Source organism: Sphingomonas paucimobilis NBRC 13935 (assembly GCF_000739895.2).
Taxonomy (GTDB): domain Bacteria; phylum Pseudomonadota; class Alphaproteobacteria; order Sphingomonadales; family Sphingomonadaceae; genus Sphingomonas; species Sphingomonas paucimobilis.
On sequence record NZ_BBJS01000050.1, the window covers coordinates 78,046 to 94,829 of the forward strand.

Sequence of the window (16,784 nt, forward strand, 5' to 3'; positions counted from 1 at the left end):
AATGTGAGACGCCGCATGGACGCCCACCCCACCGCAGACCGTATCGCCCGCCGGCCTGCCCAGCAGCGTGTGGTGATCGTCGGGGGCGGCACCGCCGGGTGGATGACGGCGGCGGCATTGGCGCGGTTCGTGCCCGTCGGCACCCGCATCACCCTGATCGAGTCCGACGCGATCGGCACGGTCGGGGTGGGCGAGGCGACGATCCCCGGCATCCGCCTGTTCAACCAGATGCTGGGCCTGGATGAAGCCGCGTTCTTGCGCGAGACGAACGGCAGCTTCAAGCTGGGCATCCGCTTCGAGGGCTGGTTGGGCGAGGGCAGCGGCTATCTCCACGCGTTCGGCAGTATCGGCCGGGCGCTGGGGCTGGTGCCCTTCCATCATTATTGGTTGCGCGGTGGCGGCGCGGCCAATCCCGCCTCGCTCTGGACCCACATGGCGAGCGCGCAGGCCGCAATGGCGGGCCGCTTCGCCCCCGATCCCGGCCGCCCCGACCTGCCCAGCGGGCTCGCCTGGGCCTATCATTTCGATGCCAGCCTGTACGCCGCACTGCTCCGCCGCCATGCCGAGGCGGCGGGGGTGGTGCGGATCGAGGGAAGGATCGCCTCTGTCACGCGAGACGCGAGCGGGCGGATCGACCATGTCGTGCTGGAAGGCGGCGAAGCCCATTCGGGCGACCTGTTCATCGACTGCACCGGCTTCCGCGCGCTGCTGATCGGTGAGACGCTAGCCGAGCCGTTCGACGATTGGTCCGAACTCCTCCCCTGCGACCGCGCGCTGGCGGTGGCGGGCGAGCGCGCCGCTCCCCTGCCCCCTTATACCCGCGCCATCGCGCATGGCGCGGGTTGGCGCTGGCGCATCCCGCTTCAGCATCGCACCGGCAACGGGCTGGTCTATGACAGCCGCCATCTGTCGGACGATGAGGCCGCCGCCCGGCTACTGTCCGCGCTCGGGAATGAGGCCATGGGCGAGCCGCGCCTCCTGCGCTTCACCACCGGGCGACGGCGGCGAGCCTGGGTCGGCAATTGCGTCGCACTGGGGCTGGCCGCCGGGTTCCTGGAGCCACTCGAGTCGACCAGCATCCACCTGATCCAGTCGGGCATCGCGCGACTGCTGGACTATTGGCCCGGCACGACGCTTCAGTCGGTCGAGGTCGATGCCTATAACCGCGAGGCCGAAGCGGAGTGGCTAGCCATCCGCGACTTCCTGATCCTTCACTATCACGCCAATGCGCGACCTGAGCCCTTCTGGGCCGAGCGACGCGCGGTGCCTTTGCCCGCTAGCCTCGCCGCACGGATCGCGCTGTTTCGAGCCAATAGCCGTTTCCGCCGCGAGGGCGACGAATTGTTCGCCGAACCCGCCTGGGTGCAGGTGATGGTCGGACAGGGCATCCTGCCCGCCGGCCATCACGCCCTCGCCGACGCGCTGTCAGCGGACGAGCTGGACGATTTCCTCAGCCTCACCCGGCGTCACGCCGCACAGGTGGCCAGCCGGCTGCCGACGCACGACGCCTTCCTCGCCGCGCATTGCGCCGCGCCTGCCCAAAGGGTTACCCCATGAAGAAGCTGCTGCTCGCCCTCCTCGCGACCGCCGCCCCGCTCGCCGCACAGGATTATCGCCAGCGCCTGCCGCAGGACGAGGTGATCTATTTCGTCCTGCCCGACCGGTTCGAGAATGGCGACACCGCCAATGATCGCGGCGGCCTGAAGGGCGGCCCGCTGATCACCGGCTTCGATCCGACGCACAAGGGCTTCTACCATGGCGGCGACCTGAAGGGGCTGACCAAGCGGCTCGACTATATCCAGGGGCTGGGCGCGACGGCGATCTGGTTGGGGCCAATCTTCAAAAACAAGCCCGTCCAGGGTGCCAAGGGCCATGAGAGCGCCGGCTATCACGGCTATTGGATCACCGACTTCACCACGGTCGACCCGCATCTCGGCAGCGAGGCCGATCTGCATGCCTTCATCGACGCTGCGCATCGACGGGGGATGAAGGTCTATATGGACATCATCGTCAACCATACGGCGGACGTGATCCAGTATCGCGAATGCGCCGAGGGATCGCCCTGCCCCTATCGTGACCGCGCGAGCTATCCCTATCAGCGGCGCGGCGGGGTGACTGGTCAGGCGATCAATCCGGGCTTTGCAGGCGACGATGTTCAGACGGCCGCGAACTTCGCCAAGCTGGCCGACCCGAATTATGCCTACACACCTTATGTCCCGGCGGCCGAGGAGAACGCCAAGACCCCGGCCTGGCTCAACGACCCGATCTACTACCACAATCGCGGCAACACGACCTTCGAGGATGAAAGCTCGACCACCGGCGATTTCTCGGGGTTGGACGATCTCTACACCGAAAACCCGCGCGTAATCGCGGGGATGATCGATATCTATGGCAGCTGGATCGACCGGTTCGGCATCGACGGCTTCCGCATCGACACCGCCAAGCATGTGAACCCGGAATTCTGGCGCAGCTTTGTCCCCGCCATGCTGGAACGCGCCAAGGCCAAGGGCATTCCGAACTTCCATATCTTTGGCGAAGTGACGGCGGGGATGGACCCCGGCTATCTCGCCCGCTGGACCAAGGTCGCGGACTATCCGGCCGTCCTCGACTTCGCCTTCATGAACGCGGTGATCCAGACGGTCGCGGAGAACAAGCCGACCCGCACGCTGGCCAGCCTGTTCGAGGGCGATGTCCTTTACGCCAAGGGCGAGGCGACCGCGGACATCCTGCCGACCTTCCTCGGCAATCACGACCATGGCCGCTTCGCGCGTGACGTGCGGGCCGCGAATCCGAACGCATCGGACGAGGAAATCCTGAAGCGCGTCGAACTGGGTCACGCCATGCTGCTGACCCTGCGCGGCGTGCCGACCATCTATTCGGGTGACGAGCAAGGTTTCGCAGGCGACGGCAATGATCAGGATGCGCGCGAAGACATGTTCGCCAGCAAGGTCGCCAGCTATAACGACAACACGCTCGTCGGCACGAGGAAGACGACTGCGACCGACAGCTTCGTGACCAGCCACCCGCTCTACCGCGAGATCGCCAGCCTCGCCCGCCTGCGTGTCGCCAATCCGGCGCTGACCCGAGGGCGACAGATAATCCGCGCACGCGGCGATGCGCCGGGCCTGTTCGCCGTCTCGCGTTTCGACCCCGCCACGGGGCGCGAATATCTGATCGCCTTCAACACCTCGGCCAAGCCAATCACGCAGGCGGTGCAGGTTGAAACGGCATCGCAACGTTTCACGACCATGGCCGGACGCTGTGCCCCGAGCGCCGCCGCGCCGGGCAGCCTGATGTTGGAATTGCCCGCCTTCGGCTATGCCGTCTGCGCGGCGGAGAGCCGTTGATGACCGATACTGCCCGCATGCCCCCACGTCCTTGGTGGAAGGGGGCGGTGATCTATCAGATCTACCCGCGCAGCTTTGCCGACAGCAATGGCGACGGCATCGGCGACCTGCCCGGCATCACCGCGCGGCTGGATCATGTCGCCAGCCTGGGCGTGGATGCGATCTGGCTGTCGCCCTTCTTCACCTCGCCGATGAAGGATTTCGGCTATGACGTGGCGGATTACCGTGATGTCGATCCGATCTTCGGCACGCTTCACGATTTCGACGCGCTGGTCGCGCGCGCGCACGAATTGGGGCTGAAGGTCGTCATCGACCAGGTGTACAGCCACACCTCCGACGAGCATCCCTGGTTCACCGAAAGCCGCTCCAGCCGCACCAATGCCCACGCCGACTGGTATGTCTGGGCCAATGCCAAGCCCGATGGCTCGCCACCGTCCAACTGGCAGTCGGTGTTCGGCGGCCCCGCCTGGACCTGGGACGCGCGGCGCGGGCAATATTACCTGCACAATTTCCTGAAGGAGCAGCCGCAGCTGCACGTCCACCACCCGGACGTGCAGGCCGAATTGCTGGCGACGGCGCGCTTCTGGCTCGACCGGGGCGTGGACGGTTTCCGGCTCGATGCGATCAACTTCATGATGCACGAGCCGACGATGCGCGATAACCCGCCTGCCCCCGATACGGGCAAGACGCGCACTCGGCCGTTCGATTTCCAACTGAAGCTCTACAATCAGAGCCATGCCGACATCGTGCCCTTCCTAGAGCGGATCCGCGCGACGCTGGACGAGTATGGCGACCGCTTCACCGTGGCCGAGGTCGGCGGCGACGAGGCGGATCGCGAGATGAAGCTGTTCACCGCCAGCGACCACCGGCTGAACACCGCTTACGGCTTCGATTTCCTATACGCCGACCGGCTGACCCCGCGCATTGTCGCCGAGGCGGTGGCGAAATGGCCCGCCGAGCCGGGTGTCGGCTGGCCGAGTTGGGCCTTCGAGAACCATGACGCGCCGCGCGCCGTATCGCGCTGGACCACGCCAGAGCATCGCGACGCGTTCGCGCGGATGAAGATGCTGCTGCTGCTATCCCTTCGCGGCAATGCCTTCCTCTACCAAGGCGAGGAACTGGGGCTGACCCAGGTCGATGTCCCGTTCGACCGGCTGGTCGATCCTGAAGCCATCGCCAACTGGCCGCTGACCTTGTCGCGCGACGGGGTGCGCACACCGATGCCGTGGAGCAGCAATGCCATCAACGGCGGCTTCTCGGATGCCGAACCCTGGCTTCCGGTCGGTCCGGACCATGCCGCGCTGGCGGTCAATCGGCAGGATGGCGATCCGGACTCGCTTCTCAACCTGACGCGCCGTCTGGTGCGCCTGAGGGCCGAGACGCCCGCGCTGGCGGTCGGCGATCTGACGCTGCTCCATGCCGACGACCAGCTACTTGCCTTCGAACGGCGCGAGGGGGCGCAACGCCTGCTCTGCCTGTTCAATCTGGGCGACATGCCCGTCCAGCTTCCCCCCGCCGTGCCACGCGGCGGCCGAACGCTGGTCCAAATCAATAGCGCCACCGACGAACGCCTGGACGCGTTCGGGGCGGCGATCCGGGAGATGACTGCATGAAGACGACGATTGCCTTGGGGCTCGGCCTGATCGCCGGAGCGGCGCAGGCCCAGAATGGCCCCGCCGATCCGGCGGTCAACGAGACGTTCAAATTCGCCAAGCCCGCCGGACAGCCCGACGCCATTGAAACCTCGCCCGACGGCACGATTACGGTGCAGGTGTCGACCGACAATGACGGCCGCGCGGTCTATATGATCGCCCGCAACGGCAAGGCGATCGTCGCGCCCTCGCGACTGGGCATGATGTTCACCGACGCGCCCAAGATCGAGCGGGGGCTGAAGATCGAGTCCGTGTCTCATGCCAAGTCGGACACGAGCTGGACCCAGCCCTGGGGCGAGTGGCGCACCATCCGCGACAATCACCGCGAGATGCGCGTCCGCCTGATGGAGTCGAGCGCGCTCCATCGCCGCTATGACGTGGTGTTCCGGGTGCAGGATGACGGCGTCGGCTTCCGCTACGAATTTCCCGAGCAGCAGGCTTTGCCCAAGGCGAACATCGCCGAGGAGCTGACCGAGTTCAACATCGCTCAGAACGGCACCGCATGGTGGAAGCCCGCCTTCCTGTGGAATCGCGAGGAATATCTTTACAACCGCACGCCGATCACCGCGGTCGGCACGGCGGCGACGCCGATCACCATGAAGCTGGACGACGGCACCCATATCGCCATCCATGAGGCGGCCTTGGTCGACTATGCCAGCATGGCGCTGATGAAGACCGAAGGGAACAACTTCAAGGCGGTCCTGACCCCCGGCTCGGGCGCGCCAAAGGTGGTGAAGACGGGGGCGTGGACGACGCCGTGGCGGACCTTCCTGATCGCACCCGATGCGGGCGGGCTCTATATGAGCCATCTGATGCTCAACCTGAACGAGCCCAACAAGCTGGGCGACGTATCCTGGGTAAAGCCCGGCAAGTTCGTCGGCGTTTGGTGGAAGATGATCAAGGGCGAATGGAGCTGGGCGCGCGGGCCCCGGCACGGCGCGACGACGGCGAATGTGAAGACCTATATCGACTTCGCGTCCAAATACGGCATCCCCGGCGTGCTGGTCGAAGGATGGAATATCGGCTGGGACGGCGACTGGGCGGGCAACGGTTCGGCGATGCAGTTCGCGACCCCGACCGAGGATTTCGATGCGGATTATCTGGCGAAATATGCCAAGTCCAAGGGCGTCTCGCTGATCGGCCATCACGAGACCGGCGGCGCGGTCAGCCATTATGAGAGCCAGTTCGACCCCGCCTTCAAATTCGCCGCCGATCATGGCGAGCATGTCGTCAAGACCGGCTATGTCGCCGATGCCGGGCAGATCGAGCGGGCGAACGCGGACGGCACGGTGTCGCGCGAGTGGCATGAGGGCCAGTGGATGGTGAACCACCATCTGCGCGTGCTGGAGGCCGCCGCGAAGTACAAGGTGTCGATCGACAGCCATGAGCCGGTCAAGGACACCGGCCTGCGCCGCACCTATCCCAACTGGCTGGCGCGTGAGGGCTCGCGGGGCATGGAATATAACGCCTGGCCCGGCAAGAACCCGCCCGAGCATGAGGTCAACCTGGCCTTCACCCGAATGCTCGAAGGGCCGATGGACTTCACGCCAGGCGTGCTGAGCCTGACGGGGAGCGACAACAGCCCGATCCAGTCGACCATCGCCAAACAGCTGGCGCTGTACGTGGTGCTCTATTCCCCGGTGCAGATGGCGGCCGATACGCCGGAGAATTACGCCAAATACCCGCAGGCGTTCCGCTTCATCGCGGACGTGCCGGTCGATTGGGAAGATAGCCGCGTCCTGAACGGCGAGGTTGGGGATTACGTCACCTTCGCACGGCGGGATCGGAAAAGCCGCGACTGGTATATCGGCTCGATCACCGACGAGAATCCGCGCGACCTGACGGTGACGCTCGACTTCCTCGATCCGGGCAAGACGTACGAGGCGCAGGTCTACAAGGACGGCCCCGGCGCGACCTATGCGACCGAAGCGCGGCACTCGATCGCGTTCGAGACCAAGCGAGTGAAGAAGGGCGACACGCTGACCCTGTCGCTCGCCCCCGGCGGCGGCCAGGCGATCCGGTTGAAGGCGCTGTAAAACCTGTTCCTCCCCCATAGGGGGAGGGGACCATGCGTAGCATGGTGGAGGGGTATCGCCGGTGGCGAGGTTGGTTTCACCTCGCCGACCGGGACACCCCTCCGTCAGGGCTTCGCCCTGCCACCTCCCCTTACAAGGGAGGACTTTGAATTACTTCGTCGGGAAGCCCCGCTGCTTGAGCAGCGCGTTCACGTCCGGATCGCGCCCCCGGAAAGCGCGATACGCTTCCGCGCGGTCCGTTTCATTCCCCGTCGACAGCAGGATACGCGCGAAGCGGTCCGCCGTCGCCTTGTCCCACGGGCTCCCCGCTTCCTCGAACGCGGCGAAGGTATCGGCGTCCATCGTCTCCGACCAGAGATAGCTGTAATAGCCCGCCGAATAGCTGTCCGACGAGAAGAGGTGATTGAACTGCGGCAGGCGGTGCCGCATCACCAATTCCTTCGGCATCCCGATCTCGCGCAGGGTCGTCGCCTCGAACGCCGCCGGGTCGACGATCCCGTCCGGGATGGTGTGCAGCTTCATGTCGACGATCGCCGAGGACAGATATTCGGTCGTCGCGAAGCCCTGGTTGAAGGTCTCCGACGCCTTGATCTTATCGAGCAGCGCCTGCGGCATGGGCTGGCCGGTCTTGTAGTGGCGCGCGTACTTGTCGAGCACGTCGCGGGTCAGCAGCCAATGCTCGTTCACCTGGCTGGGATATTCCACAAAGTCGCGCGGCGTGCCCGCCAGCCCCGGATAGGTGACGTTCTGGAGCATCGCGTGGATGGCGTGGCCAAATTCGTGGAACAGCGTCTCGGCATCGTCCAGGCTGATCAGCACCGGCTCGCCCTTCGCGCCCTTGGCGAAGTTGTTGTTGTTCGACGACAGGACATTCTGCACCGGCGGCAGGTTGCGCTGGCCGCGATAGGTGTTGGCCCATGCGCCCGAACGCTTGCCCGTCCGCGCGAAATCGTCGCGGTAGAACAGGCCGACTTCCTTGCCGTTCCGGGTGACGTGCCAGACGCGCATGTTCGGCTCGAACACCGGGACCGTGCCGGTGATTTCCTTGAACTCGAGCCCATAGAGCCGGTTCGCGGCATAGAGCGAACCCTGGATGATGTTATTCAGTTCGAAATAGGGCTTCAACTCGGCCTGATCGAGGTCGTAGCGGCTCTTGCGGACCTTCTCCTGATAGAAGCGATAGTCCCAGGGCTCGATCGTGATCTTCGCTCCTTCCTTATCCGCAATGGCCTGCATGTCGCGGACCTCCTCGGCGACGCGCGCCTTGGCGGCCGGCCAAACGCGCATCATCAGGTCCATGGCGGCGGCCGGGGTCTTGGCCATCGTGTCCTGCATCCGCCAGTCGGCATGGGTCTTGAAGCCCAGCAGATGCGCGCGGTTGGCGCGCAGGCGGACGATACGAGCGATCGTCGCCTTGGTGTCATTCACATCGCCATTGTCGCCGCGCTTGGTGAAGGCGCGCCACACCTGCTCGCGCAGTGCCCGGTCGGTGGCAAAGGTCAACACCGGATCGACCGCAGACCGCGTGTTGACGATCGCCCAGCCCTGCTGCCCACGCTCCGCGGCGGCCGCCTTGGCCACCGCCTTCACGCTGTCGGGCAGACCCGCAAGGCGCGCCTCGTCGGTAACGATGATCGCGGTGCCTTCGTCCGCCAGCAGCCGCTGCGAAAACCCGCTGAAGTTGATGGCGAGATTCTGGTTGAAGGCGGACAGCTCCTCCTTCTGCGCGGGCGTCAGCTTGGCACCCTGCCGCACGAAGCTGTCATAGGTGCGCGTGACCAGCCGCTTCTGCTGCGCATCCAGCCCGCTCGTGTCGCGTGCCTTGTAGATCGCCTCGATCCGAGCGAACAGCTTGGGGTTGAAGGTGATCTCGTCCGACGCCTTGGAAAGCTTGGGCGACCATTCACGGTCCAGCGCCTGATAGGCGGGCGTATTCATATTGCCCGTCATCACCCCGAACAGCGTCATCACGCGGTTCAGCGTCTGCCCGGCATTCTGCATCGGCACGAAGGTATTGGCGAAGGTCGGCTTGGCCGGATTATTGGCGATCCGGTCATAGTCCTGCTTGCGCTCGGCCAGCGCCGCTTCGAAGGCCGCCGGGAAGAGTTCCGGCTTCACCTTGTCCCAAGGGGGCACCCCGCCATAGGGGCCAGTCCAGGGCGCGAGCAGCGGGTTGGTGGCGGGCGCCTGGGCAGCTTGGGGCGGACCGGCCAGCACGGAACTGCTCAGAAGCGCCGCAAGGCCAGCGGCAAGGTAGAGATGACGCAAGAGTAACTCCCGTTCATGAAACAGGCGTCATCATAAGCCACGGGACAAACGGGTAAAGTCTCCTGTCTTACCAAGCGCTCATCAGGACCCATCGCGCAACTGCGCCTCGGCCATCCGCGCCGCCGCGATCAAGGACTCGCCGGTTGCCTGCGCGGCATATGGCGTCATCGCCACCGCCACGCCATTGGGGCCGTCGAGCATGACGATCCCCTGCTCGGCCGTCGCGACCCCCGCATCACCATGGACGGGCCACGGGTTGAAGGCGGTGCTCATGCAATCTTCTCGTTCATGGTCGGACCACCACCGAACAAATAGCCCGGATCGAAATCGGCCAGTGTCCGAAGCGCATCGGAATCGAGGATGTGCACATCCCCGCTGCGAAAGGTCATCAAGCCCCGTTCGCGCAACGAGCGCAGTACGCGATTGAGATGAACGGGCGTGATCCCCGCTGCCTCCGCGAGATCGATCTGGGTGACGGGAAAGCGAAAGGCGCCATCGCGGACCATATCCACCATGGCGAGCCGCTCATGCAGTTCGCAGAACAGATGCGCGACACGGCCATCGGCCTCCAGCCGCCCCAGCCGGAACACCCATTCGCGGTGCATCGCCGCGTCGAGTAGGGTCGAAAACCACAACAACCGGGTCAGGCGCGGGCGATGCTGGACGATCGCCTCCAGCCGGTCATGCCCCACCGTCGCGACGCGCACCGGCGTCAGCGTGGCGACATCATGGTCCAGATAGCGCATGGCAAAGCCGTGCAGGTCGACGAAATCACCGGGGACATGGAAGGCCACGATCTGCCGATTGCCATGGCGATCGTCCATGTACCGACACATCACGCCTTCCAGCAGTAGGCTGCTATACCGCACCCGTTCCTCGCGCCGGATCACGATCTTGCGGGCGGGCAAGGCGATGACATCGGCGACGCTGTCCTCCAGCACCGCCATGTCGTCGGGCGTCATCGCGTCACGTCCACGCCCCTTGAGGAACAGATGCGTGTGCCTGAGCGGATTGGAAACGAACCCTTTACCCTCCAGGGTATCGATCGCCGATATCGGCATGGGTATTCCTTTTCGCCAGCGTTACGACATGGGTAATCGTTTCTGGCGGCAAGGGTTCCGGATCAGGAGTTAACCGACTTGCCCGTCGCGCGAACGGGGTCGGCGCTCGCCAGCGACTCTTCGGGATGTTTGCGATTGCTGCGCACCGATGCCCAGAAGGACAGGCCGATCAGCGTGGCACCGATCAGCCCGGTGACGGTCTCCGGAATCTCGAACCGCACCGACAGCAGCATGATCGCAGCCAACGCCAATATGGCATAGAAGGCGCCATGCTCGAGGTAGCGATATTGGGTCAGCGTGCCCTTATCGACCAGCATGATCGTCATCGAACGGACGAACATCGCGCCAATGCCCAGGCCCAGCGCGATGATGAAGAGATTGTTCGACAGCGCAAAGGCGCCAATCACCCCGTCGAACGAGAAGCTGGCATCGAGCACTTCGAGATACAGGAAGGCCGCGAAACCCGACCGGGCCGCCGCACCCGTCGCCGCGTCGCCATCCCCCTCGAGCAGGACGCCGACCGCATGGACCGCGATATAGGTCAGCAGCCCGAAAATGCCGGCGGTCAGGAAGGTCATCGCCTCCTCGACCGGAATGAACTGAGAAATGGTGTAAAGGGCGAGCAGGACGATGCCGGTCGCCAGACCCGAAATCTCACGCAGCGCCGCCAGCGGACGCTCGATCACCCCCAGCCAATGCTCGTCCTTCTCATCGCCGAGGAAGAAGTTGAGGCCGACCATCGCCAGGAAACTGCCACCAAAGCCCGAAATGCCGACATGGGCGGAGGTGATGATCTGTTCATAGCGGACAGGGTCACCGGCGGCGAGCTTGATCGCCTCGATCGGGCCCATATGCGCGGCGATCGCGACGATCGCGAGCGGAAAGACGATCCGCATCCCGAACACCGCGATCAGGATGCCCCAGGTCAGAAAGCGACGACGCCATTTGTCGTCCATGTCCCGCAGCACGGTGGCGTTGACCACCGCATTGTCGAAGGACAGCGACACTTCCAGAACGCCCAGCACCGCAACGATCCACAGCACGCTCAGCGTGCCGGGCAAGGTACCCGTGCTCTGGAAACCCAACCACGCCGCGATCGCCAGGCAGATGCCGGTAAAAAGGAACGATCCCTTATAATATTTCAGCAGCACCCGATTCCCCTGTACGCATCCGGCCCCCAAGGCCGGCACTCCGGTATGTGGGCGATAAAGCCCGCACCGATCCGATTTGTTCAATCGGCCGGGGCTGTATCGTCAGGGCCGTCAATCAGGCAAGCGAGCCAGGAAGGGCTTCCGGTCATCGGGTGCGGCGGCATCTCAGATGCCGACGTCGTTCCCGGATAGCTGATTGCCGATCCGCTCGGCCGCGGCGCGGAGCTGGTTCAGCGCCTCCTGCTCGTCCACCACCGCATGGGTCAGGCGGATGAACGGAACGGTCAGCACGGCGCATGCCCGCTCACCCCGCAAGATCGGGGCCGCCAGTTCGACCAGGCCCGTCATCTCGCGGCTGTCCGTGCGCGCATAGCCCTGCGCCCGGATCACATCCGCCTGGGCCACCAAGGCGGCCTGGGCGTCATCGGTCAACGGCGGATCGAACATCGCCTCCCATTCCCGCCGGACATCGTCCGTCTGGAAGGCATAGAGGACCTGCCCCGAGGGCGCCTCGTTGAGCGGCTGCCGGTAGCCGACCCGAACGGAAAAACCGATCGTCGTGCTGGCCTCCATCCGCGCGACGACCGACGACGACGCGCCCGATGGGATTGCCGCATAACAGGACTGGCCAATCCGATCGGCCAGGCTGCGCATCTCCGGCAAGGCCAGTTCCATCAGGCTGCGCACCGGCGGCCGCTTCAGTCCCAGATGGAACAGCCGTTCGGTGATCACATAGCCATCAGAGCCCTGGCGCACATAGCCGCGATGCTCCAGGACCTGGATCATCCGGAACAGCTCACCGGTCGAACGGCCCAGGCCAGTGACGATGGCACTCATCGTCAGGGGCCTTTCCTGCGCGGACAGGAGTTCTAGGATGTCCAGCCCCTTCTCCAGCGCAGGTGCGCGGTAGAGCCTTTTGTCTTCCGAGACATCATCCGTCGATCCAGTGATCAAGCAAACCCTCCGTCCTAGCGCAGGCCAATACCCACACTGAATCGCTCGGGCGCGATTCTTGATCCGACTACATCTACTAGCCAAACATCATCAAGTTGATTTATATTAATAAATTGACCCCGATTCGGTCAGAATGTGAACAATGTCACCCCCGGTCGCCGCAACAATCCGAACGCCCGGTGCCGTAGCGTCCGTTGCGACCCGGCCGGTATCGCGCAGTTCCACGCGCCAGCGCCCGGCATAGGGCTGTGCCGATCGGACATTGTCGGCCCCGCCCAGCATGGCCAGCATGCTGTCCGGCAGGGTGGCGGGAGGCTGCACCGCGGCTTCTGCGCCCGACAGTGACGCAGGTGCAGTCGGCACCGCTTTGGATGCGATACGCTGACCGAGACCTGCCTCGATCGCGGCGCGCATTTCCATCGCCACGGTATCGGCCACGGGGCCCAGCACCACCTGCACGCCCGTCGGCGACGGCCGCAGGATGCCGCGAGCGCCCAGCCGCTTGAGCGCGGGCTCGTCGACAATGGCGGGGTTCTTGACGATCAGGCGCAGACGCGTGGTGCACGCCGCCACCTCGGCCAGATTGGCGCCACCGCCCATCGCCACGACGAAGGAGGCACCGCGCCCACCCTCGATCGCCGACTGCTCGCCTTCGGCGACGCTCTCGCCCGCAGGCTCGGCCTCGCGGCCCGGCGTCTGGAGATTCCAACGGCGGATCGCGAAACGGAAGACCGCGTAATAGAGCAGCGCATAGAGTGCGCCGATCGGAATCAGCAGCAGCGGCTTGGTCGCCTTGCCGAAATTGATGACATAGTCGAACAGACCTGCCGAGAAGGTATAGCCCAGCCGGATGCCGAGCGCGTTCATCAGCGCTTCCGACAGGCCCGTCAGGATCGCGTGGAAGGCGTAGAGGACCGGCGCCAGGAACATGAAGCTGAACTCGATCGGCTCGGTCACGCCGGTCAGGAACGACATCAGCGCCAGACTGAACAGCATGCCCCCGACGGCTTTCTTCCGCTCGGGCAGCGCCTCATGATACATGGCCAGACACGCGGCGGGCAGGCCGAACATCATGACCGGGAAGAAGCCGCTCATGAACGCGCCCGCCGTCGGGTCGCCGGCGAAGAACCGGGTCAGGTCGCCGGTCTTGCCGTGATAATCGCCGACCACGAAATAGGCGACGGTGTTCAGGATGTGATGCAGGCCGGTGACGATCAGCAGCCGGTTCAGCACGCCAAAGGCGAACAGCCCCAGGCCGCCCGCCTGGACGATGCCTTGGCTCAAGCCATCGATCCCCGCATTGACCGGCCCGAACGCCGCGCCCAGCAGCGCCGCCAGCCCCAACCCGGCGATGCCCGAGATGATCGGCACGAACCGGCGACCACCGAAAAAGGCCAGATATTCCGGCATCTTGATCGTGGCGAAGCGGTTGTAGAAGCTGCCGCCGATCAAACCGGCGACGATGCCGACCGGCACGTCGAAACGGTGCACCGCCTTGGTCCGCCAGGCGGCATCCAAGGTCGCGGCGACGTCCTTGGCCAGCCCTGCCCCGATACCGGCCGGCGGCACGGCCAATGTCTCCGCCCCCTTGATGGTGACGAGATAGCAGGCGATCCCTGCCAATGCCGCCGCACCATTGCCGTCGCGGGCGAAGGCGGTGGCGACGCCGACCGCGAACAAGAGGCCCAGATTGTCGAAGATCGCATTGCCCGCATTCGCCATGAAGGCGATGTTCAGCATGTCCGGCTGGCCGAGGCGCAGCAGCAGACCCGCCACCGGCAGGACCGCGATGGGCAGCATCAGCGCCCGCCCGAGCGATTGTAGCGAGGCCATGGGCGAGCTCATGCGCCGATCTCCTGAAGCATCTGGGTAATATGCGCGCGCACCGCCGCCGCCGAGGGAAGCTCCATCGCCTCGCCCGCCACCGTCCGGCAGCGTGCGAGGTCGAGCTTGCCGACCAGCGCCTTGATCGCCGCAACCCGCGCCGGGGGCACCGACAATTCGGTGACGCCCAGGCCGAGCAGGATCGGCACCGCCAGCCGATCCGCCGCGAGCGATCCGCACACGCCGACCGGCGTATCATGCTTGGCCGCGCCGTCGCAGGTCGTCCCGATCAGGCGCAGCACCGCCGGATGCAGCCCGTCGACCCCCGCCGCCACCGCCGCATTGCCGCGATCCATGGCGAGGGTATACTGGGTCAGGTCGTTGGTCCCGATCGAGAAGAAATCCGCCTTCCGTGCAAGGATATCGGCGGAAATCGCGGCCGCCGGGGTCTCGATCATCACGCCGACTTCTGCCCGATGACCAAGGTGGCCGCCCTGGCGTTCGACGACGGCACGCACCGCCTCGAGTTCGGACAGGCTGGCGACCATGGGCGCCATGATCCGGCAGGGCTGACGCACCGCCAGGATCGCACCGATCTGATCCTCCAGCAATTGCGGATCGGCGAGCGATACGCGGATGCCACGCAGACCCAGCGCCGGATTCTCCTCGACGGGCAGGTCCATATAGGGCGCGGGCTTGTCGCCGCCGACATCGAGCAGGCGGATGATCATCGGCCGATCGCCCAGCGCATCCGCAATCGCCTGATAGTCGCGCGCCTGTTCGTCACGGGTCGGCGCGGTCGCGCGTTCCAGGAACAGGAATTCGGTGCGCAGCAGGCCACAGCCTTCCGCGCCTTCGGCCACCGCCGCTTCGGCATCGGCGACCGAGCCGAGATTGGCGAACATTTCGATCCGGGTGCCATCCGCCGTGCGACAGGGCCCCTGTGCCGCGCGCGCGGCCTCCATCTCGGCCTTGCGGCGGGCGATGGTCTCACGCGCCTGGACTTGCGCAGCGGCATCGGGTTCGGGATCGATCAGCCCGCGATCGGCATCGAGAATGATGGTGCGCCCGTCTTCCAGCGCCGCCAGCGAATCGCCGAACGCCACCGCCATGGGCAGACCCATGCCGGCCGCCAGGATCGCGGCATGCGAAGTCGGCCCGCCCTTGACCAGCGCGATGCCCGCCACGACGCCGGCATCGAGCGCGGCGACCTGGCTGGGCAGCAGGTCCTCGGCGACCAGGACCGCCCCGGCCGGAACGCTCGGCCCCTCGATCGGCAGACCAGCGAGCGCGGCGAGGACATGGCGTTCCAGGTCGCGAAGATCATCGGCCCGCTCGGCGATACGACGGTCGCCGCTCGACATCAGCACCGCGACCTGCTCGGCAATGGCTTCCTGCCACGCCACACCCGCGCTCAGCCCCCGGCCGACGCCCGCTATGGCGGCCTCGGACAGGGTGGGGTCGGCCAGCATCGCGCCATGCGCGGCCATTACGCCGCCCCGCGCACCACCGGCGGCGGCGGCCAGGACCAACGCCTCGCGGACATGAGTCAGGGCATCGGTCAGCTTCTGCCGCTCCGTCTCGGGGCTGCCGGCGACCGTCTCGACGGGGATGGCCGCACGGGTCAGCCGGTGGATTGGCCCCACCGCCAGACCGGGGGCAGCAGGCACGCCGCCCAGGCCCGGCCCTTCGCCGCGCGTCGGCTCGGGCGCTTCGCGCGGGCCTTCCTCGACGGTCGCATCATTCAGAAAGGCGATGACCTCGGCCAGTGCGGCGGCGGCCTGAGGCCCGTTCGCCTCGATCCGCACAGTGGCGCCGTGGCCCAGCCCCAGCCCCAGCAGACCGACCGCGCTGAGCGCCGACGCATGGCGATCGCCATGGTACAGCGTGACCTGCGCCTCATGCCGCCGCACCGCCTCGACCAGTCGGGCGGCAGGACGGGCATGGAGACCGTGCGACAGCGCGACGACCGTCTCTTCGACCAACGTCTCGCCCGATGCCTGCGCCTCGCCTGCCTCCGCCGCCAGCGGCACGACGCGCAACAGCGGATCGCCGATGGCGACCACACCCGATGCGATCGGTTCGACACCATAAAGGGTGGCGTCGGCGACGATGATCGGCGTGACCACGGCGGGCGCGTTCTGGACCAGATAATCGAGGTCGAAGCGGATCAGCGGCTGGCCGGCCAGCACCTTGGCGCCGGCCTCGACCTGCGGCGTCAGCCCCCTGCCGCCCAGCGACACGGTGTCGATGCCGATATGGCAGATGAGTTCGAAGCCAGCGGTGCTGCGCAGCGTCACCGCATGCCCTGCTTCATGCACGGTCAGCACGGTCGCGTCGCAGGGCGCGCACAGGGCGTCGTTGACGGGGTCGATGGCAATTCCGTCACCCAGCATCTTTTCGGCAAAGACCGCGTCGGGCACCTGCGCCAGGGGCGTCACCCAACCGGCCAGCGGGGCAAAAATGGTCAGGTCACTCATCGCACGTCACT

11 protein-coding genes are annotated in these 16,784 nt (G+C 65.8%); 4 read left to right on the plus strand and 7 right to left on the minus strand.

Annotated elements, in window-relative coordinates; translation table 11 throughout:
* The first annotated feature begins 15 nt into the window (after window positions 1-15).
* Genes SP6_RS15745 through SP6_RS15760 form a run of 4 tightly spaced genes read left to right on the plus strand, consistent with a single transcriptional unit; the run spans window position 16 to window position 7,035 of the window.
* Window positions 16-1,557, plus strand: coding sequence for a tryptophan halogenase family protein (locus SP6_RS15745; protein WP_007404256.1), 1,542 nt, complete (start codon window positions 16-18; stop codon window positions 1,555-1,557).
* Entirely contained in the window at window positions 1,554-3,347 is a 1,794-nt protein-coding gene (locus tag SP6_RS15750; protein ID WP_007404149.1) for an alpha-amylase family glycosyl hydrolase, read from the plus strand. Before SP6_RS15745 ends, SP6_RS15750 begins: the two co-directional genes overlap by 4 nt.
* Window positions 3,347-4,960: an alpha-glucosidase gene (locus SP6_RS15755; RefSeq protein WP_007403982.1), complete on the plus strand. Its 1,614-nt coding sequence runs from the start codon at window positions 3,347-3,349 to the stop codon at window positions 4,958-4,960. Before SP6_RS15750 ends, SP6_RS15755 begins: the two co-directional genes overlap by 1 nt.
* The gene (locus tag SP6_RS15760) at window positions 4,957-7,035 is read left to right on the plus strand and encodes a glycoside hydrolase family 97 protein (protein WP_007404137.1); all 2,079 of its coding nucleotides are present in this window, start codon (window positions 4,957-4,959) and stop codon (window positions 7,033-7,035) included. The genes SP6_RS15755 and SP6_RS15760 overlap by 4 nt, the downstream gene beginning before the upstream one ends.
* A 150-nt stretch (window positions 7,036-7,185) precedes the next feature.
* Here SP6_RS15760 and SP6_RS15765 read toward each other — a convergent pair whose 3' ends face one another.
* The 7 genes from SP6_RS15765 to ptsP form a co-directional block, all read right to left on the minus strand.
* Window positions 7,186-9,303: a M3 family metallopeptidase gene (locus tag SP6_RS15765; protein ID WP_007404092.1), complete on the minus strand. Its 2,118-nt coding sequence runs from the start codon at window positions 9,301-9,303 to the stop codon at window positions 7,186-7,188.
* An 81-nt stretch (window positions 9,304-9,384) separates the two neighbouring features.
* Window positions 9,385-9,576 (minus strand): hypothetical protein, encoded by a 192-nt coding sequence (locus SP6_RS15770; protein ID WP_007404143.1) that lies wholly within the window; start codon window positions 9,574-9,576, stop codon window positions 9,385-9,387.
* Window positions 9,573-10,364 (minus strand): Crp/Fnr family transcriptional regulator, encoded by a 792-nt coding sequence (locus SP6_RS15775; RefSeq protein WP_007404168.1) that lies wholly within the window; start codon window positions 10,362-10,364, stop codon window positions 9,573-9,575. The genes SP6_RS15770 and SP6_RS15775 overlap by 4 nt, the downstream gene beginning before the upstream one ends.
* 62 nt (window positions 10,365-10,426) lie before the next feature.
* Window positions 10,427-11,512, minus strand: coding sequence for a DUF475 domain-containing protein (locus SP6_RS15780; RefSeq protein WP_037568071.1), 1,086 nt, complete (start codon window positions 11,510-11,512; stop codon window positions 10,427-10,429).
* A 168-nt stretch (window positions 11,513-11,680) separates the two neighbouring features.
* On the minus strand, window positions 11,681-12,469 hold the full coding sequence (locus SP6_RS15785; protein WP_007403985.1) for an IclR family transcriptional regulator: 789 nt from the start codon (window positions 12,467-12,469) through the stop codon (window positions 11,681-11,683).
* A 105-nt stretch (window positions 12,470-12,574) separates the two neighbouring features.
* Complete coding sequence (gene nagE / locus SP6_RS15790) at window positions 12,575-14,314, minus strand: N-acetylglucosamine-specific PTS transporter subunit IIBC (protein ID WP_007403948.1); 1,740 nt, start codon at window positions 14,312-14,314, stop codon at window positions 12,575-12,577.
* Window positions 14,311-16,773, minus strand: a complete 2,463-nt coding sequence (ptsP, locus tag SP6_RS15795) for a phosphoenolpyruvate--protein phosphotransferase (protein ID WP_007404023.1) — start codon at window positions 16,771-16,773, stop codon at window positions 14,311-14,313. Before ptsP ends, nagE begins: the two co-directional genes overlap by 4 nt.
* Window positions 16,774-16,784: the final 11 nt, after the last annotated feature.

Coding starts and splice junctions, on each gene's coding strand:
- SP6_RS15745 (WP_007404256.1), top strand. CDS start 16: ATGGACGCCCACCCCACCGCAGACCGTATCGCCCGCCGGCCTGCCCAG.
- SP6_RS15750 (WP_007404149.1), top strand. CDS start 1,554: ATGAAGAAGCTGCTGCTCGCCCTCCTCGCGACCGCCGCCCCGCTCGCC.
- SP6_RS15755 (WP_007403982.1), top strand. CDS start 3,347: ATGACCGATACTGCCCGCATGCCCCCACGTCCTTGGTGGAAGGGGGCG.
- SP6_RS15760 (WP_007404137.1), top strand. CDS start 4,957: ATGAAGACGACGATTGCCTTGGGGCTCGGCCTGATCGCCGGAGCGGCG.
- SP6_RS15770 (WP_007404143.1), bottom strand. CDS start 9,576: ATGAGCACCGCCTTCAACCCGTGGCCCGTCCATGGTGATGCGGGGGTC.
- SP6_RS15775 (WP_007404168.1), bottom strand. CDS start 10,364: ATGCCGATATCGGCGATCGATACCCTGGAGGGTAAAGGGTTCGTTTCC.
- nagE (WP_007403948.1), bottom strand. CDS start 14,314: ATGAGCTCGCCCATGGCCTCGCTACAATCGCTCGGGCGGGCGCTGATG.
- ptsP (WP_007404023.1), bottom strand. CDS start 16,773: ATGAGTGACCTGACCATTTTTGCCCCGCTGGCCGGTTGGGTGACGCCC.